Source organism: Diaminobutyricimonas sp. LJ205, assembly GCF_009755725.1.
GTDB lineage: Bacteria > Actinomycetota > Actinomycetes > Actinomycetales > Microbacteriaceae > Ruicaihuangia.
In genome coordinates this window covers 16,766-43,101 of record NZ_CP046619.1, presented here as the reverse complement: position 1 = coordinate 43,101, position 26,336 = coordinate 16,766, and the positions used below count along the sequence as shown (strand labels likewise).

General features: G+C 67.5%; 25 protein-coding genes and 1 tRNA gene. 17 read left to right on the top strand and 9 right to left on the bottom strand.

Annotation, left to right across the window (positions count from 1 at the left end; all coding sequences use genetic code 11):
• The first annotated feature begins 165 nt into the window (after positions 1-165).
• The 3 genes from GO591_RS00220 (at position 166) to GO591_RS00210 (ending at position 2,461) form a co-directional block, all read left to right on the top strand.
• Positions 166-726, top strand: a complete 561-nt coding sequence (locus GO591_RS00220; RefSeq protein ID WP_157154971.1) for a helix-turn-helix domain-containing protein — start codon at positions 166-168, stop codon at positions 724-726.
• Entirely contained in the window at positions 719-1,399 is a 681-nt protein-coding gene (locus tag GO591_RS00215; RefSeq protein ID WP_157154970.1) for a hypothetical protein, read from the top strand. The genes GO591_RS00220 and GO591_RS00215 overlap by 8 nt, the downstream gene beginning before the upstream one ends.
• A gap of 102 nt (positions 1,400-1,501) precedes the next feature.
• Positions 1,502-2,461 carry a CPBP family intramembrane glutamic endopeptidase gene (locus GO591_RS00210; protein ID WP_157154969.1) on the top strand — a complete coding sequence of 320 codons (960 nt, stop codon included), beginning with the start codon at positions 1,502-1,504 and terminating at the stop codon, positions 2,459-2,461.
• On the opposite strand, the gene GO591_RS00205 is transcribed toward GO591_RS00210, so the two are convergent.
• Complete coding sequence (locus tag GO591_RS00205) at positions 2,400-2,882, bottom strand: MarR family winged helix-turn-helix transcriptional regulator (RefSeq protein ID WP_157154968.1); 483 nt, start codon at positions 2,880-2,882, stop codon at positions 2,400-2,402. The two genes, GO591_RS00210 and GO591_RS00205, sit on opposite strands and share 62 nt — an antisense overlap.
• A gap of 110 nt (positions 2,883-2,992) precedes the next feature.
• On the opposite strand from GO591_RS00205, the gene GO591_RS00200 reads away from it, so the two are divergent.
• From GO591_RS00200 to GO591_RS00185, 4 genes are all read left to right on the top strand, one after another.
• The gene (locus tag GO591_RS00200; RefSeq protein ID WP_157154967.1) at positions 2,993-4,330 is read left to right on the top strand and encodes an EamA family transporter; all 1,338 of its coding nucleotides are present in this window, start codon (positions 2,993-2,995) and stop codon (positions 4,328-4,330) included.
• On the top strand, positions 4,327-4,830 hold the full coding sequence (locus GO591_RS00195; protein ID WP_198295635.1) for a TetR/AcrR family transcriptional regulator: 504 nt from the start codon (positions 4,327-4,329) through the stop codon (positions 4,828-4,830). Before GO591_RS00200 ends, GO591_RS00195 begins: the two co-directional genes overlap by 4 nt.
• 74 nt (positions 4,831-4,904) lie before the next feature.
• Positions 4,905-5,666, top strand: coding sequence for a hypothetical protein (locus tag GO591_RS00190; protein ID WP_157154965.1), 762 nt, complete (start codon positions 4,905-4,907; stop codon positions 5,664-5,666).
• A 143-nt stretch (positions 5,667-5,809) separates the two neighbouring features.
• The gene (locus tag GO591_RS00185) at positions 5,810-7,282 is read left to right on the top strand and encodes a SulP family inorganic anion transporter (protein WP_157154964.1); all 1,473 of its coding nucleotides are present in this window, start codon (positions 5,810-5,812) and stop codon (positions 7,280-7,282) included.
• Between the two features lie 13 nt (positions 7,283-7,295).
• Here GO591_RS00185 and GO591_RS00180 read toward each other — a convergent pair whose 3' ends face one another.
• Both GO591_RS00180 and GO591_RS00175 read right to left on the bottom strand, forming a co-directional pair.
• Entirely contained in the window at positions 7,296-7,577 is a 282-nt protein-coding gene (locus GO591_RS00180) for a helix-turn-helix domain-containing protein (protein WP_198295504.1), read from the bottom strand.
• Between the two features lie 24 nt (positions 7,578-7,601).
• Positions 7,602-7,793, bottom strand: coding sequence for a DUF1918 domain-containing protein (locus GO591_RS00175; RefSeq protein ID WP_157154963.1), 192 nt, complete (start codon positions 7,791-7,793; stop codon positions 7,602-7,604).
• A 143-nt stretch (positions 7,794-7,936) separates the two neighbouring features.
• Between GO591_RS00175 and GO591_RS00170 the strand changes: the two genes are divergently transcribed.
• Positions 7,937-9,376 (top strand): flavin monoamine oxidase family protein, encoded by a 1,440-nt coding sequence (locus tag GO591_RS00170; protein WP_198295503.1) that lies wholly within the window; start codon positions 7,937-7,939, stop codon positions 9,374-9,376.
• A gap of 2 nt (positions 9,377-9,378) precedes the next feature.
• Here the strand turns inward: GO591_RS00170 and GO591_RS00165 are convergent, their stop codons facing one another.
• The 3 genes from GO591_RS00165 to GO591_RS00155 form a co-directional block, all read right to left on the bottom strand.
• Complete coding sequence (locus GO591_RS00165; protein ID WP_157154961.1) at positions 9,379-10,074, bottom strand: Pr6Pr family membrane protein; 696 nt, start codon at positions 10,072-10,074, stop codon at positions 9,379-9,381.
• A 68-nt stretch (positions 10,075-10,142) separates the two neighbouring features.
• Positions 10,143-10,883 carry a lytic transglycosylase domain-containing protein gene (locus tag GO591_RS00160; protein ID WP_232466213.1) on the bottom strand — a complete coding sequence of 247 codons (741 nt, stop codon included), beginning with the start codon at positions 10,881-10,883 and terminating at the stop codon, positions 10,143-10,145.
• Positions 10,884-10,922: 39 nt separating this feature from the next.
• Positions 10,923-12,428, bottom strand: coding sequence for a CYTH and CHAD domain-containing protein (locus GO591_RS00155; protein ID WP_198295502.1), 1,506 nt, complete (start codon positions 12,426-12,428; stop codon positions 10,923-10,925).
• A gap of 130 nt (positions 12,429-12,558) precedes the next feature.
• Here GO591_RS00155 and rlmC point away from each other — a divergent pair, with 130 nt between their 5' ends.
• A complete protein-coding gene (gene rlmC / locus GO591_RS00150; RefSeq protein WP_157154959.1) occupies positions 12,559-13,722 on the top strand; it encodes a 23S rRNA (uracil(747)-C(5))-methyltransferase RlmC in 1,164 nt (387 codons plus the stop codon).
• On the opposite strand, the gene GO591_RS00145 is transcribed toward rlmC, so the two are convergent.
• Positions 13,716-14,246: a hypothetical protein gene (locus GO591_RS00145; protein WP_157154958.1), complete on the bottom strand. Its 531-nt coding sequence runs from the start codon at positions 14,244-14,246 to the stop codon at positions 13,716-13,718. The genes rlmC and GO591_RS00145 overlap by 7 nt on opposite strands.
• Before the next feature lie 83 nt (positions 14,247-14,329).
• On the opposite strand from GO591_RS00145, the gene GO591_RS00140 reads away from it, so the two are divergent.
• On the top strand, positions 14,330-15,619 hold the full coding sequence (locus tag GO591_RS00140) for an amidohydrolase (RefSeq protein WP_232466212.1): 1,290 nt from the start codon (positions 14,330-14,332) through the stop codon (positions 15,617-15,619).
• A gap of 30 nt (positions 15,620-15,649) precedes the next feature.
• On the opposite strand, the gene GO591_RS00135 is transcribed toward GO591_RS00140, so the two are convergent.
• A complete protein-coding gene (locus tag GO591_RS00135; protein WP_157154957.1) occupies positions 15,650-16,990 on the bottom strand; it encodes a serine hydrolase domain-containing protein in 1,341 nt (446 codons plus the stop codon).
• A 129-nt stretch (positions 16,991-17,119) separates the two neighbouring features.
• Positions 17,120-17,203: transfer RNA gene (locus GO591_RS00130), tRNA-Leu, on the bottom strand.
• 110 nt (positions 17,204-17,313) lie between these two features.
• On the opposite strand from GO591_RS00130, the gene GO591_RS00125 reads away from it, so the two are divergent.
• The 7 genes from GO591_RS00125 to pknB all read left to right on the top strand — a co-directional run bounded on the left by GO591_RS00125 (position 17,314) and on the right by pknB (position 26,164).
• Positions 17,314-18,030, top strand: coding sequence for an FhaA domain-containing protein (locus GO591_RS00125; protein WP_157154956.1), 717 nt, complete (start codon positions 17,314-17,316; stop codon positions 18,028-18,030).
• Complete coding sequence (locus GO591_RS00120) at positions 18,027-18,584, top strand: FHA domain-containing protein FhaB/FipA (protein WP_157154955.1); 558 nt, start codon at positions 18,027-18,029, stop codon at positions 18,582-18,584. Before GO591_RS00125 ends, GO591_RS00120 begins: the two co-directional genes overlap by 4 nt.
• Positions 18,585-18,586: 2 nt before the next feature.
• A complete protein-coding gene (locus GO591_RS00115; protein WP_157154954.1) occupies positions 18,587-19,831 on the top strand; it encodes a Stp1/IreP family PP2C-type Ser/Thr phosphatase in 1,245 nt (414 codons plus the stop codon).
• A complete protein-coding gene (locus tag GO591_RS00110; RefSeq protein ID WP_232466211.1) occupies positions 19,824-21,233 on the top strand; it encodes an FtsW/RodA/SpoVE family cell cycle protein in 1,410 nt (469 codons plus the stop codon). The genes GO591_RS00115 and GO591_RS00110 overlap by 8 nt, the downstream gene beginning before the upstream one ends.
• Complete coding sequence (locus tag GO591_RS00105) at positions 21,230-22,684, top strand: peptidoglycan D,D-transpeptidase FtsI family protein (protein ID WP_157154952.1); 1,455 nt, start codon at positions 21,230-21,232, stop codon at positions 22,682-22,684. The genes GO591_RS00110 and GO591_RS00105 overlap by 4 nt, the downstream gene beginning before the upstream one ends.
• Positions 22,681-24,390, top strand: a complete 1,710-nt coding sequence (locus GO591_RS00100) for a protein kinase domain-containing protein (RefSeq protein WP_157154951.1) — start codon at positions 22,681-22,683, stop codon at positions 24,388-24,390. The genes GO591_RS00105 and GO591_RS00100 overlap by 4 nt, the downstream gene beginning before the upstream one ends.
• Positions 24,391-24,460: 70 nt before the next feature.
• Complete coding sequence (pknB, locus tag GO591_RS00095) at positions 24,461-26,164, top strand: Stk1 family PASTA domain-containing Ser/Thr kinase (RefSeq protein WP_157154950.1); 1,704 nt, start codon at positions 24,461-24,463, stop codon at positions 26,162-26,164.
• The last annotated feature ends 172 nt before the right edge of the window (positions 26,165-26,336 follow it).

Genomic DNA, 26,336 nt, shown 5'->3' with positions numbered 1-26,336 from the left:
CCAACCCCTCTCGCCCGACCCTCTGCCGAGCTCTCCACCCACCGTGGCGCTAGCCTTTCGGCCCGGCGCTAGCGAAGGTTCCGGCGCGGATGGCCGAAACGCTAGCGGCAGCGAAAAAACGGATGCTTGACACGACCATTATCGTTCGTGATAACGTTCTCAATCATGAGAGCGAAACCACTGGAGAAGGCCGACGTGCTGCTGCACCCGCAGCGCATGGCGATCCTGCGAGAGCTCGGATCCGCGACTCGCACCACTAAGCAGCTCGCCGCGGCGCTGCCAACGCTGCCGCAGGCGACCCTGTACCGGCACCTGAACGCCATGCTCGAAGCCGGCCTGATCGAGGTCGTCGAACAGACGCAGGTTCGCGGGGCCGTTGAACGCACTTACGCGATGGCCCGCGGCGCAGCGATCCTGACCGCCGAGGATCTCGCCAACGCGACCCGCGAGGATCACTTCCGCTACTTCGCCACCTTCCTCGCCGGCCTGCTCGGCGAGTTCGGTCACTACCTTGACCGCCCGGACATCGACCTGGTCGCCGACGGCGTCGGCTACCGCGAGATCGTGCTCAACCTCACCGACTCCGAACTTCTTGAACTTCTCGCCGAGGTGCGCGGCGCTCTGCACGCGCGACTCGACAACCCCCGCACCGCCGACCGCACCCCTCGCCTCATCGGCACCGTATCAATGCCGATCGACCGCCCGAACGGAGAATCCCGTGACTGACCTCGCCGTACTCGCTACCCACACTCGACGGAACACACCGCCCCTGCTCATCGCCTCGATCATCGCCGCCGGGGTCCTGATCGCCGCCATTGGCGCGCCGCACTGGCTGCCGCTCGCCCTCGGCGCAGCAGGCTGGCTGCTCGCGCTCGTGCTGCGCCAGCCCGTCGCCCTGATCGCCATGAAGCTGGTCGGCAAGGACAAGGCGATGACCGTCGTCGGCTGGGCATCCGGCCCGGCCGAGGAGCTCGTCCGGCTCGCCCTGGTACTCCTGGTCATCGACACGCTCGACGACGCACTCTGGGCCGGCTTCGGCTGGGCAACCATTGAGGTGCTGGTCGTCGTAGTCAACCTGCTGGTGCTGGCCAACCTGATGACCAAGGACGACCCGAAATCGCTTGAGGCTCAGCAGGCCCTGCGCGACCTCGGCATGACCGAGCCGCAGAACGGCTTCTGGGGAGCACTCGAGCGCGGGAGCGCCACCGCACTTCACATCGGCTTCACCTTGCTGCTGTTCGCCTCGCCGTGGTTCGTGCTGCTCACGCTTCCAGTGCACTCGGTGACCAACATGCTCGCCGTGCGGTTCGCGAAGACGCACATCGTCTTGACCGAGCTGGCACTGCTCGCGGTCGGCGCTCTCGCCCTCGGCGCGGGTCTCGCCCTCACTCTGCTCTAACCGCACCACGCACTAACCCGCACCACTCCGTACACGCACCTCCTACCTACCTAAGGACATGCCATGACAAACCTTCCTTCAGTGCGCTCAAAAATCGGGCGTATGAACCCCACCGTGCTGTTCGTTCTTCTCGCCTACGGGCTCGCCTGGCTCATCGTCCTGCCGCTCTGGCTGAGCGGCCAGGGCCTCGCCACTCCGGGCGCCCTCGCCCTGGGCGTGGTGCTGATGTTCGCGCCCGCCCTCGCCGCTCGGATCACCGAGTGGGTGGCGCCGAGTGGTGAGCGCTTCACCCGGTTGACGACGCTACGCCCGCGGCGGAAGTTCCGGCGCACCCTGCCGTACTACGTGATCGCCTGGCTCGGCCCGATCGCGCTCACCGTCGCGGTGTTCGCCCTTGCCGCTGCGCTCGGCGTGTTCCAGGCCGACCTGGTGGGCTTCAGCGGGTTCGCGGAGGTCCTCAAGTCCGTCTCCGGCGCGGCCTCACAGCCCGTCCCGGCGGCCGCGGCCGCCCAGGCCCTCCCCGTTGAAACGCTCGTCTTCGCGCAACTGGCGACGATGCTGGTCGCGCCGCTGATCAACGTCATTCCCGCCCTCGGCGAGGAACTCGGCTGGCGGGGCTGGCTGCAGCCGCGCCTGTCCGAGCGCTACGGCCAGTGGACGGGCGCCGTGATCACCGGCGTCATCTGGGGACTCTGGCACGCACCCATGGTCCTGCTCGGTTACAACTACCCCGGTTACCCCGCGGTCGCCGCGCTGGCCTTCATGGTGGTCGCCTGCGTGCTGATGTCGGTGCTGCTCGGATGGATCACGGATGCCTCGGGCACGGTCTGGGCGGCCGCCCTCGCCCACGCCTTTATCAACGGCACGGCCGGGCTCGGCGCACTGATTGTGGCCGCCGGCCACCCGATCGACCCCGCCGCGGCCGGCACTCTCGGCTACACCGGGTGGATCGTGATGGCTGTGCTCATCGCCATCCTGGTGGTCACCAGGCAGTACCCGGTCAGCGCCCGCCGGTCAGCTTCGCCAGCAGCGCTGCCAACCGAGCCCGCTCAGGCTCACTGAGCGGCTCGAGCAAGCTCGACTCCGCGCTGAGATGCGCGGCCACCGCGGCATCCGTCGTTCGCTTCCCCTCCTCGGTGAGGCGAACACGGATGCTGCGGCGGTCGGCGTCGTTCCCGTCACGCACGACCAGCCCCTTGGCTTCGAGCCGGTTGATCCGGCCGGTCATGCCGCCGGTGGTGACCATGGCCGATTTCGCCAGGCGCCCCGGCGTGAGGCTGTACGGTGAGCCGCTGCGCAGCAAGGTCGCCAGCACGTCGAACTCGGCGGCGTTGATGCCGAACGGGGCAAGTCGCTCTTCGCTGGCCTCCCGCTGCAGCACCGCCAGACGGGCGATCCGGCCGAAGACCCCCATCGGAGACGCATCGAGATCCGGTCGTTCCCGCTGCCACTGGCTCAGGATGTCGTCCACCGCGTCGCTCATCCTCTGACCCTAACCCGCTTACGACTAAGAGAGTGTTCACTCGCCCATTGACATTCGACTGACTTAGATTTAGCTTACTACTAAGCAATCACTGATTGATTGGATGTCTGATGAACACGCTCCGTGCCACGCTGCTGACCGGGGTGGCACCCGCCCTCTGGGGAACCACCTATCTCGCGACAACCGAGTTGCTGCCCGCCGACCGGCCGCTCCTCGCCGCGACGGTTCGAGCCCTGCCCGCCGGACTGCTGCTACTGGCGCTGGCGCGACAGCTGCCCACCGGATCGTGGTGGTGGAAGGCTCCGGTGCTCGGCGCGCTCAATATCGGCGTGTTCTTCGTGCTCCTGTTCATCTCGGCGTATCGGCTCCCCGGCGGTGTCGCGGCGACGGTTGGTTCACTTCAGCCGATCATCGTGCTCATCCTGTCGGCGCTCGTACTGCAGGAGAAGATTCGCCTGCACACAGCGATCACCGGCCTTGCCGGGGTGACCGGCGTTGGCCTGCTGGTACTGCAGGCCGAGGCCCTTCTCGATCCGGTTGGCGTGCTCGCCGGCGTGGGCGGGGCAGCCTCGATGGCGGCCGGCCTCGTGCTGGTCAAGCGCTGGGGTCGGCCGGTGCCGTTGTCCGCATTCACCGCCTGGCAGCTCACCACGGGCGGTCTGATGCTGTTGCCGGCGTTGCTGCTGCTCGAGGGACTGCCGACCACAATCTCGGCAACCAACCTCGTCGGCTTTGGCTACCTCGCGCTGGTGAACTCGGTGTTCGGCTATTCGATCTGGTTCTGGGGGCTTGGCCGGCTGACCGCGACGAGCGCCGCTTTCCTGGGGCTGCTCAGCCCAATCGTCGCCACGCTGCTCGGCTGGTGGATCCTCGGCCAGGCCCTCGCTCCGCTGCAGCTGCTTGGCCTCGGGACGGCCCTCACTGCGGTGATCGTGGCCCAGCTCTTGACGGCTAACAATGTTAGCCATAGAGTTTCGCTAACACCGTTAGCCGAAGGGAAGACCATGAAGACCATCACCACGTCAATCCGTATCGACGCCCCCGCCGAGACCGTATGGCGCGCACTCACCGACACCGCCCGCTTCCCGGAATGGAACCCGTTCGTCTCGGAGGTCGAAGGCACACTGCGTGTCGGCGAGCAACTGCGGATCCGCATCTCTCCCCCCGGCGGCAAGGGCATGACCTTCCGTCCACGGGTCACCGCGGCCACCCCGAACCGCAAGCTCGCCTGGCTGGGTTCGCTCGGCATCCGTGGCCTGTTCGACGGCGAACACTCGTTCACGATCGAACCGCTCGAGGACGGCGGATGCCTCTTCACCCACGCCGAGTCCTTCCGCGGCCTGCTGGTTCCCCTCATGCCCGGCATGTTCGTGCAGACCGAGGCCGGGTTCCACCTGATGAACAAGGCACTCCGGGATCGCGCCGAGTCGATGGTGGCGCCGCTGTGAGCCGCCGCGATGAGATCCTCGACACCGCCGAGCAGCTGCTGCAGGCCGAAGGCCCCGCGGCGATGTCGATGCGGCGGCTGGCCGAGGCGCTCGGCATCCGCGCACCTTCGTTGTACAAGCACGTGCACGGCAAAGAGGAGATCATCGCCGCCCTGCAGGAGCGCGCGCTGCGCGCCATGGCCGCCGAACTCGCTGGTGCTGAGCCTGGCGTGCGGGGCCTCGCAACCTCCTACCGGCGCTGGGCGCTCGCCCACCCGCAGCCTTATGCGCTGGTGACCCGGCACCCGCTGGACCGCGAGCGGCTGGCTCCGGGAGTCGAGGATGCCGCTGCCGCGCCGTTACTGACGGCAGTGAACGGAGACATCAACCGTGCCCGCGCACTCTGGGCACTCGCCCACGGCCTTGTCGACCTCGAGCTGGCCGGCCGATTCCCGGCGGACGCCGATCTGGACGCCACCTGGCGCGCCGCCCTCGACATGTTCGAACCCAACCCCGACTAGCCCTCCAGACCCACGACCCGCACCAACCAACGCACACCGACCGCCCCACACAGAGAGAAGGGACTACCCGAACCATGACCACCCTGACCGCAGCTGCCCCGACCCGTGACACTGTCCGCGTTCCCGGGCGCCGGATCGTCGAGCTGCTGTTCGTGCGCCTGGCACTGTTCGCCGTGTTCCAGGCGGTGATCGCCGGTCTGCTTGCCCTGGGCGGCACCGAGAACGCCTGGGCAGCTTCCGCCGCCTGGTGGCCACTCGCCGCCTCGGCCGCGAACCTCGTCAACCTTGGCCTGCTTGCCCACTACCTCCGACTCGACGGTTCGTCGCTGGGCGCGCTGTACCGGTTCCAGCGGGGCGCGCGCGGGCGCGACATCCTGACCACCCTCGTGGCGGTGCTGATTGCGGCTCCCCTGGCCGCGCTGCCGAGTATCGGACTCGCCACCTGGCTGTTCGGAGACCCGCAGATCGCCCTCGACCTGTTCGTCCAGCCGCTGCCGATGTGGGCGGCGATCACCGCTGTCGTGCTGTTCCCCATCACCACGGCTCTGGCCGAGCTGCCGAACTACTACGGCTACGTGCAGCCGCGCCTCGCCCAGCTCACCCGCTCGGCCTGGCTGGTCGTGCTCGTGCCTGCTCTCATGCACGCGGTACAGCACGCGGCACTTCCGCTGAGCTTCGACATCGAGTTCATCCTCTGGCGGGCTCTGATGTTTGTGCCCTTCGCGTTGCTGGTGTCGGCGCTGCTGCGCTGGCGTCCGAGCGTGCTGCCGTACCTGCTGATCGTGCACTTCGCACTCGACCTGCAGGCCGCGCTGATGGTGCTCGGAGCCGCCTAACCGCTGATCGAGCTTGTCGAGATCCCCAGGTCTCGGCAGGCTCGACCAGCGGATGCGGCGCGAGGGTAAACTCGCACCGGCATCCGATCGGTCCGGATGCCTCGCAACGACGCGTCCGCTTCCCTCACCCGATCGGATCGTCGATGTCTGCCTCCGCCCCCACCGTGCTCAGCGCGCTGCGCTCCCCTCGCCTGCTCACCCGCGAGGTGCTCGCCGGTCTGGTTGTCGCGCTCGCACTGATCCCCGAGGCGATCGCGTTCTCGATCATCGCCGGCGTCGACCCGAGGGTGGGCCTGTTCTCGTCGTTCGTGATGGCCGTCTCGATCGCCTTCCTCGGCGGACGCCCCGCGATGATCTCCGCGGCGACCGGAGCCGTCGCCCTGGTGATCGCCCCGGTGATGCGCGATCACGGCCTCGACTACCTCATCGCCACCGTCATCCTGGCCGGCGTGCTCCAGGTCGTCCTCGGCCTGCTCGGAGTCGCCAAGCTGATGCGCTTCATCCCGCGCAGCGTGATGGTCGGCTTCGTCAACTCCCTCGCCATCCTGATCTTCACCGCGCAGCTTCCCGAACTGATCGGCGTGCCCTGGCTGGTCTATCCTCTGGTGGCCATCGGCGTGCTGATCATGGTCGGGCTGCCCATGCTCACCAAGGCCGTGCCCGCACCACTCGTGACGATCGTGCTGCTCACCGTCGCGGTCGTCGCCATGGGCATCAACGTGCCGACTGTCGGCGACAAGGGCGACCTGCCCGACAGCCTGCCCACCCTGTTCCTGCCGAACGTGCCGCTCACCTGGGAGACTGTCGCGATCATCGGCCCGTTCGCCCTGGCGATGGCGCTGGTCGGCCTGATGGAATCGCTGATGACCGCGAAGCTCGTCGACGACGTCACCGACACCGGCTCGGGGAAGACCCGCGAAGCCCTCGGCCAGGGCACCGCGAACGTGCTCTCCGGCTTCTTCGGCGGTATGGGCGGCTGCGCGATGATCGGCCAGACCATGATCAATGTGAAGGCCTCCGGCGCGCGCACCCGCATCTCGACCTTCCTCGCCGGGGTCTTCCTGATCCTGCTCGTCGTGGTCTTCGGCGACTTCGTCGCGATCATCCCGATGGCGGCGCTCGTCGCGGTCATGATCATGGTCTCGGTCGCCACATTTGACTGGCACAGCGTGCAGCTGAAGACGCTGAAGCGGATGCCGGTCGGCGAGACCCTGCTCATGGTGCTCACCACGGCCGTCGTCGTGATCACCCACAACCTGGCGATCGGCGTTGTCGTCGGCGTGATCGCCGCGATGGTGCTGTTCGCCCGCAAGGTCGCCCACTTCGCCCGCGTCGAACGCAGCGTGACCGACGACGCGGCGCACTACCGAGTCAGTGGCGAGTTGTTCTTCGCCTCGAGCAACGACCTCACCACGCAGTTCGACTACGCCGACGACCCCGCCGAGGTGACCATCGACCTCTCGAGGGCGCATATCTGGGATGCCTCCACCGTCGCCGCTCTCGACGCGATCACAACCAAGTACGAGCGGCACGGCAAGGTGGCCACGATCACCGGGTTGAACGAGGCCAGCGCCCGCATCCACACCCGGCTCGCCGGGACAACGCCCGAGCCCTGACGGTCTGGAGTGCTCAGTCCTGGCCGAACACCGGCCACAGCGGCCGTTCGAGTGCAACCTCGAGCCGGGCGAGGGTGGCGACATCCGGCCACGCCTCACCGGCGAGCACCACGGCGATCGTGGTGCGATCGACCCCGCTGAGCCGGGCGATCTCGCGCAGGCTGCGGTCCCCGATCGCATCCCGCAGGTTCACCGCGAAACGCCGGACGGCATCGACCACCGGATCATCGCTCGCCACGTTCGGCCAATCGGCCAGTGAATCGCTCGGCGGAACACGACGCGGGCGAGGACTCACCCTCTGACCCTAGTGCTCGGCGCCCTAGTGCTCGGCGGCCTTTTCGATCTGGAAGTCGCCGCCCGGAAAGACGACGCTCTCGTGGCCATCGTCGAAACGCACCGAGTACGGCGGCCCGCCGTCGGCACCCCGCGCCTCGAGTATTTCGCCATGGCGGTCATGAGACTCGACAGTCCTGCCGCGGATGATGATTCGGTCGCCCGGCTTCGCATTCATGGAACCCACCTCCCTGGCAACAGGGTACGGCCCAAGCGCGCAGGAGTGAATGGCTGAAGCGACGCGGCAACATCGGGTCCTGACCACGACGGAGTAGGTTGGCCGCAGAGGTCCGGAGTTTGACGGGGAGGAACCGGAGTCACGTGCCAGCGATCGACCGTCGCACCTTTCTGGTCGGGTCAGCCTCTGGCCTGATCCTCTTCGGGCTGACCGCGTGCACCGGCGACACCCCGACCCCGACACCGTCGCCGACCCGCTCCCCCGAGCCCAGCAGAGTGCCGACACCGACGGCATTCCGGCGCAGTGCCTGGTCGGACGATCCGTTTGCGCGCGGGGCGATCAGTTTCATGGCGGTCGGGTCAAGCCCGGAGGACCGGCAGGCCCTCGCCGAGCCGGTTGACAGTCGGCTGTTTCTCGCCGGCGAGGCGGCCTCCTCCTTCCCCGGCACTGTCGCCGGCGCCATCCTTTCCGGGCGTCGGGTCGCCGGACAGGTGTCCGCGACCGCCGCGCAGGGTGACCGGATTGCCGTAATCGGCGCGGGCGCGGCGGGGCTCACGGCCGCGCGGGCGCTGGCCGATCAAGGCTTCGAGGTCGTGGTGATCGAGGGGCGGGATCGCATCGGTGGCCGCATTCTCACCATCGGCCCGAATGACGACTGGCCGCAGCCGATCGAGCTCGGCGCGTCGATCGTGGAAGCAGGCAGTTCGCTGGCCGACCAGCTCACCGAACTGGGCATCGCCACCCAGCCGCTCCCCGTTGCCGAAGCCGAGACCCGTACCGCCGAGGGCGTGGTCGTCGAAGAGCCTGCCGTGGGTCCCGATGCCCTGAACTCGGCGGTCGCATGGGCGGCCGGGCAGCCGCGCGACCTGTCGGTGGCTGAAGCGCTCGAAGGGTCCGGGGCCGGTGCGCTCGGGACATCCGGTGACATCTCGGATGCCGCGTGGCTCGAGCACTTCCTGCGCACCCAACTGGCCGTCGCGACCGGCGCCGAGGCCGACCGGATATCCGCCTGGTACGGAACCACCGGCGTGACCGGCGTCGAGGAACAGCCGGAGGAGGGCGAGGCGGCCCTCGTGCTCGGCAACTTCAGCACGCTGATCGACAGCCTCGCCGAGGGGCTGGATATTGCGGTTTCCAGCCCGGTCAGCCACGTCGCCGAGGCCGAAGACGGCGTCAGCCTGCGTCTCGGCAACGGGCAGACCCTGACCGTGGAGCGCGTGGTGGTCACGGTGCCGCTGGGCGTACTCAAGGCGGGCACCATCGAATTCGACCCGCCGCTGCCGTTCCGGCACCGGGAGGCCATCGATGCGCTGGGCGTTGGCGCGCTCGAGGTGATCTGGTTGCGGTTCGACGAGCCGTTCTGGCAGACCGAAGCGCCGATCTGGCGGGGGGTTGGTGCGGAATCGGATGTCGCGGCCTGGGTCAACCTGGAACCGTTCACCGGTGAACCGATGCTGATGGGGATCGTTGTGGCCGATGCCGCCGAGCGGATGGCCGAGTTGTCTGACGAGGAGGTTCGCGCGATGGCGCAGCGCAGTCTCGACCCGTTCGTCGACGCCGCCACGCCCGAGCCCGAGGAGTAGCCCTAGCGGCGGCGATGACTATGGCGGTGGCGGTGGCGGTTGCCGACTGGATCCCAGCGGGTCGCCGCAGCCAGCAACGCCGCGACCCCGGTGATCACCGCGAGTGCACCGGCACCGTACAGCGCTGATTCCCAGGCGCCGCTCACTTGCGCGGGGTCGAGGAAGAAGTACGGGTACCAGCCGACCAGCGGCCCGCGAATGAAGGTGTAAGCACCCCAGAGCAACGGGAACGGCACCGCCAGCACTGCGGTCAACCACGACACGTGCACTCGACCCGGGGCGAACAACCAGTCAAGCAAGGCCAGAGCGGGCAGCCAGAAGTGCAGCATCTGCGCCGACCATGGCACGTCGACGTAGATGCCACGGGCCGCCCACTGGTTCAGGATGACCAGCGACACCAGCCCGGACGAGACCGTGTAAGTGGTGACCAGCACCCGGAGCACGTCGAACCAGCCCGGGTCGATCTCCCGCCGCACCGCGAACACCGCCCCGAGCAAGAACACGACGGTGGAGGCGATGGCGCTCTGCACGGTGAAGTAGCTGAAGAAGTTGCCCACGACCGAGGTGGGGAATCCGAGGGTGTACCGGATGTCGCCGACCAGCGCGATGATCCAGAGGACGGCGAGAATCAAGCGCGCGGCACCGAATGCCCGGCGCACCGCAATCCCCGGGCCGGCGGTGAGCGCTCGCGCGGCCATGCAGCCACGTTACGCGGCAGCGGAGGATCGATCGAACCGAGCAGGTTCCGTCCGACGATCCGCAGGCGTCACCGTACGCGATCGGCGTACCCGTTGGCCGCGTCGGCGACGTTGGCCACGTATTCCTCGCTGTGGTTGTACGACAGGATGGCCGTCCGCCAGGTATCGGGCTGCAGCAGGTCGCCCGCCGCGCACAGGTACCGCGCCGCGGTGAGTGCCGCGTCGTCGATCTGGTGCGGGTCGGCGACCGTGTCCCCGTTCCCATCGGCGCCCCAGCGCTTCCAGGTGTCCGGGATGAACTGCATCGGACCGACCGCCCGGTCCCACTCGGAGTCGCCGTCGAGCGCGCCGCCGTCGCTGTCGTTGATCCGGGCGGACGCCGACCCGTCGAGCTGGATTCCGCGGATCTCGGGAGCTACCTGCCCGTCGGTGGCAACGCTCGCGCCGCCGTGGCTGCCGTGCCCCGACTCGATCTTGCCGATGCCGGCGAGCGTGTTCCAGCCGATGCCGCAATCGGGCTGCTCGTCGATCAGCCGCAGCTGGGCACCGGCGTAGGCAGCCAGCGCCCGCGCTGGAATTCCGGTCGAGACAGCCGTGCTGGCGAGCCAGGCGCTATCGACGCTGCCCGCGATCCCGGCCGGCCGGTCTCGCGCGGTCGGTGAAGACGCAATTGGCGAAGACGCGGCGGGCGGCGCCTCGCCCGAGAACACGGGAGCGGCAGGCATGGTGGAAACTGGTGGTGCCTGCGCCGCAAGGATCCAGGCGCCGATCACGATCAGCACCATTACCCCGAACCCTGCCCCCTTCACGTCGGGAATTGTACGTGGGTCAGGTGCACGTCAGCGCGATCACGTCAGCCAGCGGCGGAGCTTCCGCGCGGATGCCGCATCCCACGCCGCGTCGTAGCGCCGCAGCACCGCCGCCGCGCGCTCCTCCTCACGACCAGCGAGCACACCGATGGTGAAGGTGTCCTCGCCCGCCGCGTGAGCCCGCGGCGCCATTTCACCGAGCGTCTGGCGCGCCACGAAACTGTCGCGGTGCTCGCCGAGCAGGTCCTGCAACTTTTCGAAGGCGGCGGCGAATCGGGTGGCATCCTTACCGAAACTCGGCGCGGCAGCCTCGCCCGCGTACCGGGCGCGCTTCGCTGCCTTGCGCACCTCGTGCAAGGCGATCACGCGCTCCTCGTCACTGCTGGCCCGCGCCGCGGCATCATGCTCCCGCCGTACCGCTCGAAACGCCTTGCGCACCAGCCGCGGAATCCGTTTGCTTGCTGCGGCACTCGCGTCGGCGGTGAATGGAGGGTTCTCGACCAGCGCATCGAGCCGGTCGAGCAGGCGAAAGTAGCGGGCGCTGTCGAGATGCCGGAGCACCTGCTTGCGCGCCGTACGGTACTGCTTGCCCAGGTCAGCATCAATCCGGCTGTGGGCGGGATCGCCGCCGGAGCCGTCATCTTCCAGCTCGTCCACCAGCCGCCCATGCAGCACCTCGGTGTCGCGGGCGTCTCCCAGCGAGGTGGCGATCCACCGCAGTTCGTCACGGATCGGATCGGTCTGTTCACGATCGAACAGCGGACGAAACGTCTTCAGCGCGGTGCGTAGCCTCCGGCAGGCGACCCGCAGTTGGTGCAGCTGGTCCTCGGCATCCAGTCGAACGCCCGGGTCGGCCGCCTTGAGCTTGTTGATCTGCTGTTCCAGGTAGGCGCGCACGACCTCGCCCGCGCTGCCGTCGACACCGGCCGAGTCCCGGTCAGCGCCGCGTGAGTGATCGCCGAGCGCCCGGCCCAATTTCGACGCATCACTCGACCGGTGTGCCCCGGCGGCCTGCAACCTCTTGCTGAGCGTTTCGAGCAGCTGCCGGTCCCCGTCGACAAGCTCGAGTTCAAGCTCTCGCCAGGTGGACAGTTCGACCTCACCGCCGGTGAATGCCTCGGCCGTCACGTCGTCGTCGGCCAGCTCGGCAAGCACCACGCCGCCATCGCCGACGACCCGGCGCACCGTGCGCCGGGTTGCGATGCGCGCGATCGGCACGAATGGTTCGCGTCGCACGTGCACGGCGACCAGCCGCTGCAGCGCCACCGGCGGTGCATCCTCCTCGCCGAGCGGTTCGGCAAGCTCCTCCCGCTCGCCCGCCGACCGCGGCAGCTTGAGGTGCCAGCCCTCGTCGTCCCCGCCGCGCCGCCGGCGCAGGGTGATCCCGCGTGCGAAGAGCCGACGGTCGGCCGTGTCGAAGTACTCGGCCTCGAGGGTGAGATCGCGGCCGTCCTCGAGCCGGACTGCGTCGGGCAACGTGACGGCCCCGAATGCGAAATCGTCAGCCACCGTGAACTTCAGTTCGATCTCGACGTGCGATTGCATCTGCCGCCCCTTCACTATTGAGGATCGGAGAGCTGCCGGCTCCTCCGCCGTCACGGTATCGAGCCCTCCCGTGGGTTGGCTCAATGCTGCGGATGCGCGGGTGCTGCGTTGACGTACACTTGCCGAGCCCATGCAGTGCTCTTACTTCGACGCCGGCCTGTGCCGCTCGTGCACACTCATCGAGCAGTCGTACGACAGCCAGCTCGCCGGCAAGCAACAACTCTGCAGCGATCTGCTGCGTGAGCACGCCGGACTGCGCTGGGCGCCGCCCGTATCCAGCCCCGAAGCGGGCTTCCGCAACAAGGCAAAGCTTGTCGTTTCCGGCACCGTTCAGCAGCCGACTTTAGGCATCCTCGACAAGGCTGGCGCTGGCATCGACCTGCGTGACTGCGGCCTGCACGGCACGGCGATCCACGCTTGCCTGCCCGAACTCGCAAACTTCATCACCCGGGCTCAGCTCACCCCGTACGACGTGCCCGCCCGGCGCGGTGAGCTGAAGTACCTGCTGCTCACCGAGTCGCCGACCGGTGAGCTCATGCTGCGGTTCGTGCTCCGCACCGACGAGTCGCTGCCTCGCATCCGGAAGCACCTTGCCACCCTGCTGAGCGCGCTGCCAACCCTTACGGTGGTCTCGGCGAACCTGCACCCGGAGCACAAGGCCACCCTCGAGGGTGCTCTCGAGATCGCGCTCACCGAGCAGACCGCGTTGTCGATGCCGCTCAACGGCATCCAGCTGCACCTGCGGCCGCAGAGCTTCTTCCAGACCAACACGGCAATCGCCGCTGCGCTCTACCGGCAGGCCCGCGATTGGGTCGGCGAGCTCGGGCCGCGCTCGGTCTGGGATCTGTATTGCGGCGTGGGCGGGTTCGCCCTGCACTGCGCCGACCCGTCGCGCGAGGTGGTCGGCATCGAGACCAGCGTCGAGGCGATCGCGAGTGCGGAGCTCAGCCGCGACGAGGCGGGGCTGGCCGGGGTCGCCTTTCAGGCCGCGGATGCCACGGCCTTCGCCCTCGGATCCGACAGCGTCCCCGACCTGGTGATCGTGAACCCCCCGCGTCGCGGCATCGGCGACGACCTCGCCCGCTGGCTGGAGGACTCACCAGTGCAGCACGTCATCTACTCGAGCTGCAACGCGCACTCGCTGGCGCGCGACCTCAAGGCGATGCCGTCGCTGCGCCCGCGCCGGGCCCGCTTGTTCGACATGTTCCCGAACACCGAGCATCACGAAGTGATGGTGCTGCTCGAGCGCTCGATGGCCTCCGCCAAGACCGGCTCAGCGTCGACCGCTCAGTAGCTGTCCCGCGATTCCTCTTTCAGCGTCGCCAGGTCCACCTTGATCAGGGCCCGCATCCGGGCCGCACGTTCCTTCTCGTACCGTGGATCCTTAGACGGGTCGAAGGTTTGCTTCTCCAGCCTGGATGCGACGACCCCGCTGATCTCGCGCCAGGCGTCCTCACGTGCCTGTTCCACGGTCGCCGCGATCAGCTCGGGATCCTGGGCGGCCTTGCGCAACTCGGCGGCCATGGCGCTGTACACCTCGATGTGGCGCACGCTGACCGGACCGGCGGCGTAGCCGTCGTTCTGTTTGGCGACTTCCTCGAACTCGTCGCGCGCTACCTCGGCCAGTTCGGCGACGTTGTAGTCGGCGTCGTTCTTGATCGCGCGCACGATGATCTCGTTCTTCACGTGCATCCGCACCGCGGTGATCGCGATCAGCACACCCTCATCGACGACCCGGTCGACCGGCGGGGGCGGCATCTCTTCGGGAGCGACGTACTTACCGACGTTCACCGAACGACGACGACGGAAAAATCCCACGCTTCGATTCTCTCTGACTCCGCGCCGGCGACCGCGACTCGACGGGATAAGTCGAGAACCTCCGGCGTGGGTAACGTAACACTGTGCGGAGCGGTCCTGAGGTCACGGAATCCGATGGGGATGCTCCCGCGCGCGTTCTTGCCGCGTGGCCAGCGATCGCGGACTGGCAGCTGGACCTCTACGAGTCCATGCACAAGCATCCCGAACTCGGGCACCAGGAGGTTAGGACGGCTGCCGCGATCGCCGAGGCCCTGCGCGAGTCCGGCTACGAGGTTCACGAGAACATCGGCACCACCGGCGTCGTGGGCATCATGAGAAACGGTGACGGGCCGGTGGTGCTGATGCGCGCCGACATGGATGCGCTACCGGTTGGCGAGGCATCCGGATTGCCCTATGCGAGTGCGGACCGGGTAATCGATCGCGACGGCAAGGACGTTCCACTGATGCACGCCTGCGGGCACGACGCGCACGTGGCGTGCACACTCGGGGCAGCCAGACTGCTGGCCGCGAGCACGGATGCCTGGACCGGCACCTACATCGCGCTGTTCCAGCCCGCCGAAGAGCTCGCCGACGGCGCCGCGTCGATGTTGAAGGGCGGTCTCGCCGAGCTGATTCCGCGCCCGGATGTCGCGCTCGCCCAGCATGTGCTGCCGTTCGCCGCCGGCCGGGTGGGGACGCGCGCCGGGGCATTCCTCTCCGGCGGCGACAGTGTTCGGATCACGGTGTGGGGGCGGGGCAGTCACGGCTCGATGCCGCAGCTGTCGGTGGACCCGGTGGTGCTCGCGGCGTCGATCGTGCTGCGGCTGCAGACCATCGTGTCGCGCGAAATCAGGCCGGGTGAGTTCGCGGTGCTGACCGTCGGCCACCTTGAGGCCGGCTCGAAGAGCAACATCATCTCCGATCGCGCGATGCTGGCAGTGAACATCCGCTCGTTCAGTGAGACCACCCGCACGGTGATCCTGAACGCCGTCCGGCGCATCGTCGAGGCCGCATGCGCGGCGTCCGGTTCACCAAAGCCGCCGACCTTCGAGTTCTATGACCACTACCCGTTCACCGTGAACGATGCGGCGGCGACGCGCACGGTCTCAGAAGCTTTCCTACGTCACTTCGGCGACAGCGCGTTCGTCCTGGACCGCCAATCGGCGAGCGAGGATTTCAGCGTGATTCCGGATGCGCTCGGGGTGCCGTACACCTACTGGGGAATCGGATGCATCGACCCGGAGCTGTATGCCAGGGCGGAGGCGTCAGGAACCGTCGACTTCGACATTCCGGCTCCGCACTCGCCGGACTTCGCGCCGGCGCCCGGGCCGACCCTGCAAACCGGGACGGCCGCAGCGGTCGTCGCCGCGCTTGCGTGGCTGGCGGTGCGCTGACCGGCCGCACCAATCGTGTGCCGCGAACGATCAGCCGAGCGCGGAGATCGCGTCCTCGACGAGCCGGACTTGCGACGGCTCGGCGTCGGCCTCGGGGGTGAACCCCATGCGCACCACGACGAGCTGCTCGGACGGCACGATGAGCATCTTCTGCCCGTCATGCCCGGCGGCGTAGAAGGTGTCGGCTGGCAGCTCTGGCCAGCGCAGCGATCCGTCGGGCATCGTGTTGGTGCGCCATCCCATTCCGAAGCCGGGGTCGTCGGTCCTATCGACGTCGGTGATCATCAGGCTCTGCCGCATCCAGTCTTCCGGCAGCAACTGCTCGCCGTTCCATTGGCCGTTCTGCAGCGCGAATTGCCCGATCGTGGCCCAGTCACGCGGCGTCGCCCACAGGTACGAGGAGCAGACCGGGGTGCCCGCGGCGTCCGGTTCGAAGATGGCCGACGAGAGGCCGAGCGGTCCGAGCAGGGCCTGTCGGGGCAGGTCGGCGCCGAGGCCGGTGCGCTCGGCGAGCACCGCACAGAGCACGGTGGTACTGCCGCTGGAATACAGCTGTTCTGCGCCTGGGTCGTGAGCGAGCGGAAGGCTCGCGACGTACGCGCCCATGTCCGGTTCGAGGTAGAGCATGCGCGTGATCGGGGTGCCGAGGTCGTAGGTCTCGTCCCATGCCAGGCCGGATGTCATGCGCAGGAGCTGCTCGATGGTGATGTCGGCCCGCTGGTCGGTCCATTCGGCGCGCAGGTGGTCATCGTCGAGCGAGACGATGCCCTGGTCGACGAGCACGCCGGTCAGCAGGCTCGCGACGCTCTTCGACATCGACCAGCCGAGTTGCCGGGTGTCGGCGTCGAATCCGTCGGCATAGCGCTCCGCGACAAGTTCGCCGTCTTTCACGATGACGACAGCGCGGGTGCCGAGTTGCTCAGCGGCGGTGCTCGACAGCTCATCACCGAACGCGAGCGCGATCGCCTCGTCGAGAGCCGGGTTCGGCGGGGGCGTGGGCGCATCGGTGAACGCGTTGGCGCCGGATTCGATGATGGATGCCGCACCGAAGTCGGGACGCGAATCGGCGAGCGTACAACCGAATCCGTCGGTGAACCAGGCCCGCTGGCGCGCGAGCCCGGCGATCAGGCTGGCGGTCGTCGGGTCGTCCGCGCCATCGACCTGCAGGTAGGGCACGAGCGGGTTCGGCGGGAGGTCGGTCGCGGGGTCATCGCGCCCGGCGACAACGGTGACCGCGCACGCGTTGTGGGCCGCGTACCCGGTTCCGGTGAGCAGGATCGGCTGCTGCCACAGGTAGACACCCGTGAACGCCGCAATCAGCACGAGCACGACGATGGCGACGACTGTGACGGCCCGGCGGAGTATGCGCACGAGCGGATGCTAACAGCGCTCCGCGGAGCGAACAGCCCCGCTTGCACAAGAAACGCGGAACGCCGGAGAACATCTGAAAAGCAAGAAGGCCGACCCGGGTCACCCCGGTCGGCCTTCTATTTCTGTGAGTGCGCGAGGGGGGACTTGAACCCCCACGCCCTTTCGAGCACTGGCACCTGAAGCCAGCGCGTCTGCCAATTCCGCCACTCGCGCTCACGTTGACCCTCACGAGCCAACCCAGCGAGATTACCACAGTCTGGAACCGCGTCCTCAGCCCAACCCACTAACATCAGTGGGGTACATCCGGCCGAACGGGGAGATCCTTGGGTCTACTGGACAACTTCGAACGAGGTCTTGAGCGCGCCGTCAACGGCGCGTTTGCGAAGACTTTCAAGAGCGGTCTGCAGCCTCTCGAGATCACAAGCGCGCTCCGACGCGAACTCGACACGCAGGCGGCGATTGTCGCGCGCGATCGCATTCTGGTGCCCAACCAGTTCGTCGTGCAGCTCTCGCACCGCGACTACGAGCGGATGTCGCGGCTCGGCCCGACGCTGATCGACGAGCTCACCCAGCAGGTGCAGCGGCACGCCACCGCTCAGCACTACTCGTTCTCGGGTGGCATCTCGATCAAGCTGGTCGAGCAGGACGGCCTGGCCGAGGGCATGGTGCAGATCGACTCCGCGGGCGTCAAGGGCCAGGTGTCATGGACGCCGGTGCTGGATGTCGCGGGCAAGCGTTACCCGCTGACCAAGAGCCGCACCATCATCGGTCGCGGATCCGAAGCCGACATCACCGTGGACGACCCGGGAACCTCGCGGAAGCACGTCGAGATCCTCTGGGACGGCAGCCGCGGACAGGTCAACGACCTGGGCTCCACGAACGGCTCCAAGCTGAACGGCGAACCCCTGAAGACCGCGCCACTCGCGCCGGATTCCGTGATCGACATCGGTCGCACCCGTATCGTGTTCAGAGTGCTTGCCCAATCTTCGTCGGTCGACCAGTTCAGTGACCTGCGCCATGACGGGGATGCGCAACGGTGAGCGACCTGACTCTGCTGGTGCTGCGCCTGGGCTTCCTGGCGCTGCTCTGGGTTTTCGTTTTCGCCATCGTCTACGCGCTGCGCAGCGACCTGTTCGGGCATAAGGCCCGCAAACTTCCGCAGAGCGAGGTGCCCTCCCCGTCGCCGTTCCCGGCCGCGGCGGCGGCGCCGCCCGCCGCCGCGCCGACGCCGTCCCCCTCCCCCGCCCCGGCGCCTGCCCCGCCACTGGACGTGCCAACCGAGGCGATGGCGATGCCCGGTTCCGCGGCCACCCGTCTGGTGATCACCTCAGGCTCGCGGACCGGTCAGCAGATCGAGCTCGGCAGTGAGCAGCTGACCATCGGCCGGTCCAGCGAGTCGGGCCTTGTCATCCGCGATGACTACACGTCCACCCACCATGCACGTCTCATGCTCTGGAACAACGAGTGGATGGTGCAGGATCTCGACTCAACCAACGGCACGTTCCTCGCTGGCAACCGCGTCACCGTGCCCACCCGTGTCCCCCTGAACACTCCGGTCAAGATCGGCACGACGACATTCGAGCTCCGCCGGTAGTCATGGCCACCATCCCCAAAAGCGCCGCCGTCTCGCACGTCGGGAAGATCCGGTCGAACAACCAAGACTCCGGCTACGCAGGCGAGCACCTCTTTGTCGTTGCCGACGGGATGGGCGGGCACGCGGGCGGTGACGTTGCCTCGGCGATCGCGGTGAAGCGGATCCGTGAGGTCGACCGTCCCCACGCCAACGCACATGAGGCCGAATTCGCCCTGCAGTCGGCGCTGATCGCGGCAAATTCGCTGATCGCCGAGGCGGTCTTCGAGCACCAGGAACTCACCGGCATGGGCACCACCGTGAGCGGCCTGATTCGCGTGGGTTACGAGGTCGCGCTCGCGCACATCGGCGACTCGCGCATCTACCTCTACCGTGACGGGAAGCTGGAGCAGGTCACCGCCGACCACACCTTCGTACAGCGCCTCGTCGACAGCGGACGAATCACCCCGGAAGAGGCCGCCGTGCATCCGCGCCGGTCGGTGCTCATGCGCGTGCTCGGCGATGTGGATGCTTCACCCGAGATCGACACCACGGTGATGACAACCAAGCCCGGCGACCGCTGGGTGATCTGCTCCGACGGGCTCAGCAGCTACGTCTCGGAAGACAAGATCCAGAACGCGGTGGCGGCCCAGGCGAACGCGAAGGATGTCGCGAACCGACTGGTCAAGGAGAGCCTCGACCAGGGCGCGCCCGACAACGTCACGGTCGTCGTCGTCGACATCGACGAGACCCCGACTTCCGCGACAGTCCCGCCGGTCACAGTCGGCTCCGCCGCCCAACCTCTCACCTACGAGGGCGAGACCGGCCGCAGCCCGCTGCGCCTGCCGACGCTGTTGCTGCACCCGCTGAAGGCCACGAAGCCTGACCCCAGCCACTTCGAGCCAGAGAGCGAGGAGTACTTCAAGGAGCTGATCGATGAAGACCGTCGTCGTGCTCAGCGGCGGCGGATCACCTGGCTCGTCGCGATCGCTCTCGTGGTCGCCGGCATCGCCACCGGAATCGTGGCGGCCTACCAGTGGACCCAGACCCGGTTCTACGTCGGCCAAAGCGACGGCACAGTGGCGATCTACCAGGGAGTCCAGCAAGGAATCGGACCGATCTCGCTGTCCAGCGTGTACCAGGAGACCGGAATCGACCTGGACGACCTGCCCGAGTACACGCGGATGACGGTGGAGCAGACCATCAGCGCCGACGACCTGCAAGATGCCCGCGCCATCGTCGAAAGATTGGAGGTGGCCAGCCGTGAGTAGCACCCCGGTCATCCATGAAGCCGGCCCCCGGTCGACGACGTTCACCGAGAACATCAAGATCAAGCTGCGCCGTCCGGCGCGGCTGCGCAACCTCGAGCTGCTGTTGCTCATCCTCGCGTTCGCCATCGCCGGCGGCGCGATCGCGCTCGTCCAGCTCGGCGCGCAGGGTGCCATCGACACCAGCGTGCTGTGGCTCGCGGCCGCTCTCGGCGTGCTCATCCTCGGCGTGCACGTCGCCCTCCGACTGACCGCGCCCGACGCCGACCCGTTCATCCTGCCGATCGCGACCACCCTCAACGGGCTCGGCATCGCGATGATCCATCGGCTCGACTTGGCTGAAGGCGATTTCGGCTGGGATGCCGGCGCCGTGCGCCAGATCGTATGGACCGCAATCGCGATCGTCGCCGCGGGCGCTGTTGTGGTGCTGATTCGCAACCACCGGGTACTCGCCCGTTACCGCTACATCGCCATGTTCGTCGGCATCGTGCTGCTGATCTTGCCGATGCTGCCGGGCATCGGCCGCGAGGTCTTCGGCGCTCGGGTCTGGATCAGCATCGGCCCGTTCTCATTCCAGCCGGGTGAGATCGCGAAGATCGCGCTGGCCGTCTTCTTCGCCGGCTACCTGGTTACCGCCCGCGACAACCTCTCGCTGATGGGTAAGAAGTTCCTGGGTCTGCGGTTCCCCCGGATGCGCGATCTCGGGCCGATTGTCATCATCTGGGCAGCCGCCATGGCGGTGCTGGTGTTCCAGCGCGACCTGGGCACGTCGCTGCTGTACTTCGGCCTGTTCCTCGTGATGATCTACGTGGCCACCGGCCAAGCCGGCTGGGTGGTGCTCGGGCTCGGATTGTTCGTCGGAGGCGCGGTCGTGGCCAGCCAGGCGCTGACCTACGTCAACGGCCGGTTCGACGCCTGGCTGAACCCGTTCAATCAGGACAACTACGAAGCCCAGCTGCACGGCAGTTACCAGCTCGTGCAAGGCCTGTTCGGCCTTGCCAACGGCGGCATGGTGGGCACCGGGCTCGGCGGCGGCCGCCCGGACATCACACCACTCGCGGAGAGCGATTTCATCGTCGCCTCGCTCGGTGAGGAACTCGGCCTCGTCGGCCTGTTCGCGATCCTCGGGCTCTACCTGCTGCTGGTGTCCCGTGGCTTCCGCATCGGCTTCCTCGGTCAGGACGACTTCGGTCGCCTGCTCGGTGTCGGTCTGTCCTTCGTGCTGGCCCTGCAGGTGTTCATCGTGATCGGTGGCGTCACCCGCGTCATCCCGCTGACCGGTCTGACCACGCCATTCCTCGCCGCCGGCGGGTCGTCACTGCTCGCCAACTGGGTGATCATCGCCCTGCTCCTGCGGCTGTCCGACACTGTACGAAACCAGCCCCGACTGGTGGTGGAACCATGAATAAAGAACTCCGACGCGTCAGCTTTGTCGTCCTGCTGATGTTCCTTGCCCTGTTCAGCTCGACGACCGTGATCCAGGTCTTTCAGGCCGATCAGCTGAAGGCCGACGGGCGCAACTCTCGCACCCTGTTCGACAGCTACTCGGCCGAGCGCGGGCCCATCCTGATCGATGGTGTCCCGGTCGCGCAGTCCATGCCGGTCGATGACCAGTACAAGTTCCTGCGCACCTACCCGCAGCCCAACCTGTATGCCCACGTCACCGGGTACTTCACGCTCAACCAGGGCAACACCGGTGTTGAGGGCGCGCTGAACGACTACCTCAGCGGGACCGCGAACGCCCAGTTCCTCGACAACCTCACCGCGACCTTCACCGGGCAGACCCCCAAGGGCGCCTCGGTCGAACTGACCGTCGACCCGGTTGTCCAGCAGGCTGCGTGGGACGCTCTCGGCGATAACGCCGGCGCCGTTGTCGCGCTCGACCCGAAGACCGGCGCGATCCTCGCGATGGTGTCGAAAGCCAGTTACGACCCGAATCTGCTGGCATCGCACAACACCAGTGAGGTGATCGCGAACTACGAGGCGCTGCTGGCCGATCCGGCCGACCCCCTGGTGAACCGCGCGATCAGCGGTGACCTGTATTACCCCGGATCGATCTTCAAGGTGCTCGTCGCCGCCGCGGCGATCGACTCCGGCAAGTTCACCGCCGACAGCCAGTTCCCCAACCCTCCCAGCATCACGCTCCCGCAGTCCTCCTCGGTGGTCACCAACTCGGGAGACAGCGATTGCGGCGGCACCGAGACGGTAAGCATTGCGGATTCCCTGCGCCTGAGTTGCAACGTCGGCTTCGCTCAGATCGGTCAGGCGGTCGGCAAGGAAACTCTCTCGGATTACGCGGAGGCGTTCGGCTTCGGTGACCGCCTAGAGATTCCGATGCGGACAACCGCGAGCCAGTACCCGCTGCCGGCCAGCGACGCGGAGCTCATGCTCTCCTCATTCGGTCAGGCGAGCGTCCGGGTCACCCCGCTGCAGATGGCGATGATGTCTGCGGCCATCGCCAACGACGGCGTGCTCATGTATCCCAACCTGGTCGAAAGCATCACCGCCGCGGATCTGTCCGAACTGCAGGGTCCGACGACCGAGGTGTACAACGAGCCGATCACCCCCGAGACCGCGGAAGCCTTGACCCAAATGATGGTTGCCGCGGTGAGTAATGGCGTGTCGGGGAATGCAAGAATAAACGGGGTCGATGTGGCGGGTAAGACCGGCACGGCGGAGAACGATGTGGACGAGCCGTACACGCTCTGGTTCACCGGGTTCGCGCCAGCGAACGACCCACAGGTTGCGGTTGCTGTGGTCGTGGAGAACGGTGGGGGCCGGGGGCAGAACGCCTTCGGAAACACTGTCGCCGCGCCCATTGCGAAGCAGGTCATTGAGGCGGTGCTGAACAGATGAGACCCACGAGCGGGCTCACCTTTGGTGGACGGTACCAGCTCTCATCCAGAATCGCGATCGGCGGTATGGGTGAGGTCTGGCAGGCGACCGATCTGGTGATCGGGCGGACGGTCGCGATCAAGATCCTCAAAGACGAGTACATGGGCGACCCCGGCTTCCTCGAGCGCTTCCGCGCCGAAGCCCGCCATGCCGCTCTGGTCAGTCACGAGGGCATCGCCAACGTCTTCGACTACGGCGAGGAAGAGGGCAGCGCCTACCTCGTCATGGAACTGGTGCCCGGCGAGGCGCTCAGCGCGATCCTGGAACGCGAGCGCGTGCTCTCCACCGACCGGGTACTCGACTTCGTCGCGCAGACCGCGAACGCACTGCAGGCGGCACACGCCGTCGGCTTGGTGCACCGCGACATCAAGCCGGGCAACCTGCTGATCACGCCGGATGGCCGCGTCAAGATCACCGACTTCGGTATCGCCCGCATCGCCGACCAGGTACCGCTGACCGCGACCGGTCAGGTCATGGGCACCGTGCAGTACCTGTCTCCCGAGCAGGCTTCCGGTCACCCGGCATCCCCCTCTACCGACATCTACTCGCTCGGCATCGTCGCCTATGAGGCGCTGGCCGGACGCCGCCCGTTCACCGGTGAGTCGCAGGTCGCGATCGCCATGGCGCAGATCAACGAGGCTCCGCCCGAGTTACCGGTCGCCGTTTCGGAGCCGGTCAAGAACCTGGTCTACTCGAGCATCGCCAAGCGGCCCGACGAGCGCCCGTCGACCGCGGCGCACCTCGCCCGCGCCGCGCAGGCGCTTCGTCGAGGAGACGTCGCAGGTGCGGCGGTCGCCGTTCCCGCGATTGCGGGCGCAGCATCCCTGGCCACCCTCACCGGTGGCGGGGCGGATGCCACCACCCGACTGCTGCAGACGCAGGACGAAGCCGTCGGCACCGGCACGGCGGAGACCCCGGTCGAGGAAGAGCGTAAGCGCAACCCCTGGACCTGGCCGCTGATCGCCTTGGTCACGCTGCTTGGCATCGTCCTGATCGGCGTGCTGATCGCCTTGCTGGCCAACCCAGAGCAGACGCCGGAAGCGGAGACGTCACGGACGACCACGTCGGCTCCGCCGACCCAGACCAGCGCGCCGCCGACCTCCTCGGCGCCGACCACGGTCGCTCTCAGCCGCGACGAGATCACCGGCAAGACGCGCGACGAAGTGGAAGGTCTGCTCACCGATCGCGGCCTTGCCCTGGATCCGGTGAACGGCAGCACCGCTCCGAGCGTTGACCAGCAGGGCCGCGCCTACGACGCCAGCCCGGTCGGCAACCTGCAGCCGGGAACCACCGTGCGGGTTTCGTTCTACTCCGAGATTCCGTCGCCCCCGGCTCCGGCTGCGCCGACCTTGCAGCAGGGCGGACCGGTCGGGCCGGACGATGACGTCGACATCCGCTGGGATACCTATAACCAGTGCCCGAGCGGCACCTCGCTGACCGGTTACACGTTCACGATCTCATCGAACGGAAGACTCCCCGAGCTGAGCAACAACGTTGCACAGTCCAACGTCAGAGACACTCCCGTGCAGATTCAGGGCGGTACCGAGGACGTCACGATCAGCTATGTCGCGAACTGCGGCGAGTTTATCTCCGAGCCATCCGGCACCCTGACGATCGACGTTACCGAACCGATAATTCCGACACCCTCTGCACCGCCTGGTACATAACCGGTCGGGCATCCGACGCCGGTTACACTGACTACGGCTGTCGGTGGGACCCGGATCGGAGTAAGCGGTTGTGATAGAAGGCGGAACGCAGGCACTGCGCCAGCTGGCGGGACGCTACGAGGTCGGCGAACTCATCGGGCATGGCGGAATGGCCGACGTGCACGTCGGAACCGACTCCCGCCTCGGCCGCCGCGTCGCGATCAAACTGCTGAAGCCCACCCTCGCCGACGACCCCACCTTCCGCACCCGGTTCCGTCAGGAAGCCCAGGCGGCCGCCCGGATGGCGCACCCCACGATCGTGCGGGTGTTCGACGCCGGCGAAGAGACCGTCACCGACCAGAACGGCATCGAACGGCAGTTGCCGTTCATCGTGATGGAATTCGTCGACGGCCGACTGCTCAAGGACATCATCGCCGAGGGTCCGATGGACCCCCAGGAAGCCACCCGCATCGCCGAGGGCGTGCTCACCGCGCTCGAGTACTCGCATCGAGCGGGCGTCGTACACCGCGACATCAAGCCGGGCAACATCATGGTTACGCCGACCGGTCAGGTCAAGGTCATGGACTTCGGCATCGCCCGGGCCATCTCCGACAGTTCGGCCACCGTTGCGCAGACCAGCGTGATCCTCGGCACCGCCCAGTACTTCTCGCCCGAGCAGGCTCGCGGCGAATCCGTCGACGCCCGCACCGACCTCTACTCGACCGGCGTAGTGCTGTTCGAGATGCTCACCGGTCGGCCTCCGTTCCGTGGCGACAGCCCGGTAGCGGTCGCCTACCAGCATGTGAGCGAGGCTCCGGCCCCGCCGAGCGCCTACAACCCGCGGGTGTCGCCCGCGATCGACGCGGTTGTCCTGCACGCGCTCGCAAAGGACCGGTTCGAGCGCTTCCAGAGCGCCGCCGAGTTCCGCAACGACGTTCAGGCCGCCGCCGCCGGCCAGGTGCCGACCCGCAGGATCGACACCGCACCCGATTTCAATGCGAGCCTGTTCGGCGTCAACCCGAACGCCACGGCCGGCTCCGAGGCGACCATTCGCCAGCTGACAGTCGTGCCCGACCGCCCGAACCGGTCGCAGAACCGCCCACCGGTCGCCTGGATCTGGGCGGGCATCGCCGTGATGGCGGTCATCGTCGCCGCGGTCCTGTACTGGACGTTCTCGCTTGAGAGGACCCCGCTCACCGAGGCGGTGTCGGTGAGCGTTCCGGATGTCGCGGGCCAGAACTACGAGGACGCCGAGAAGGTCCTCGCCAGTAACGACCTGGTGGCGCAACGCTTCAGTGAGGTCAGCGACACCGTGCCCGAGGGCCAGGTCGTCTCGACCATCCCCGGCGCCGGTATCACCGTGTCACCTGGCATGGAGATCAAGGTCTACGTCTCGATCGGCAAGCGTCAGGTCGCCGTCCCGCAGTTGGTGCGCCTGGACGAGGCGTCGGCGATCGCCGCGATCACCGAGGCCGGGCTGATCTACGGATCGAGCGAGCAGTCCTACTCGAAGGACGTCCCCGCCGGTGTGGTCATGTCCAGTGACCCTGAGGGCGCCACGATGGCCCGTGAGGGTGAGACCATCAACCTGGTCGTCAGCAACGGGCTCGTTTCGGTTCCGGATGTCACCGGCCGGAGTTTCGCGGACGCCAGCTCGACCATGCAGAGTGAGTTGGGCCTGCAGGTGCACCTCACCCGGGACTTCAGCTGCAGCGGTCAGACGATCGTGGCGCAGTCCGTCGTGGGCGACCAGCCGCAGCGCTCGGACATCACCCTGCGCTACTGCGCCGGCTAGTCCACCCAGCAACCCGCTCGTCGAGCAGCCCGCTGGTCGAGCAGCCTGCTGATCGAGCCTGCCGAGACCCTCTCGACACCCTCGCTTTGGGGTAGACAACACCCCCGAATGGAGGATTCACGCCGCGTTCAGGCGGTGTGATCCTGATTAGCGACGGTTATTTTCTGAGTCG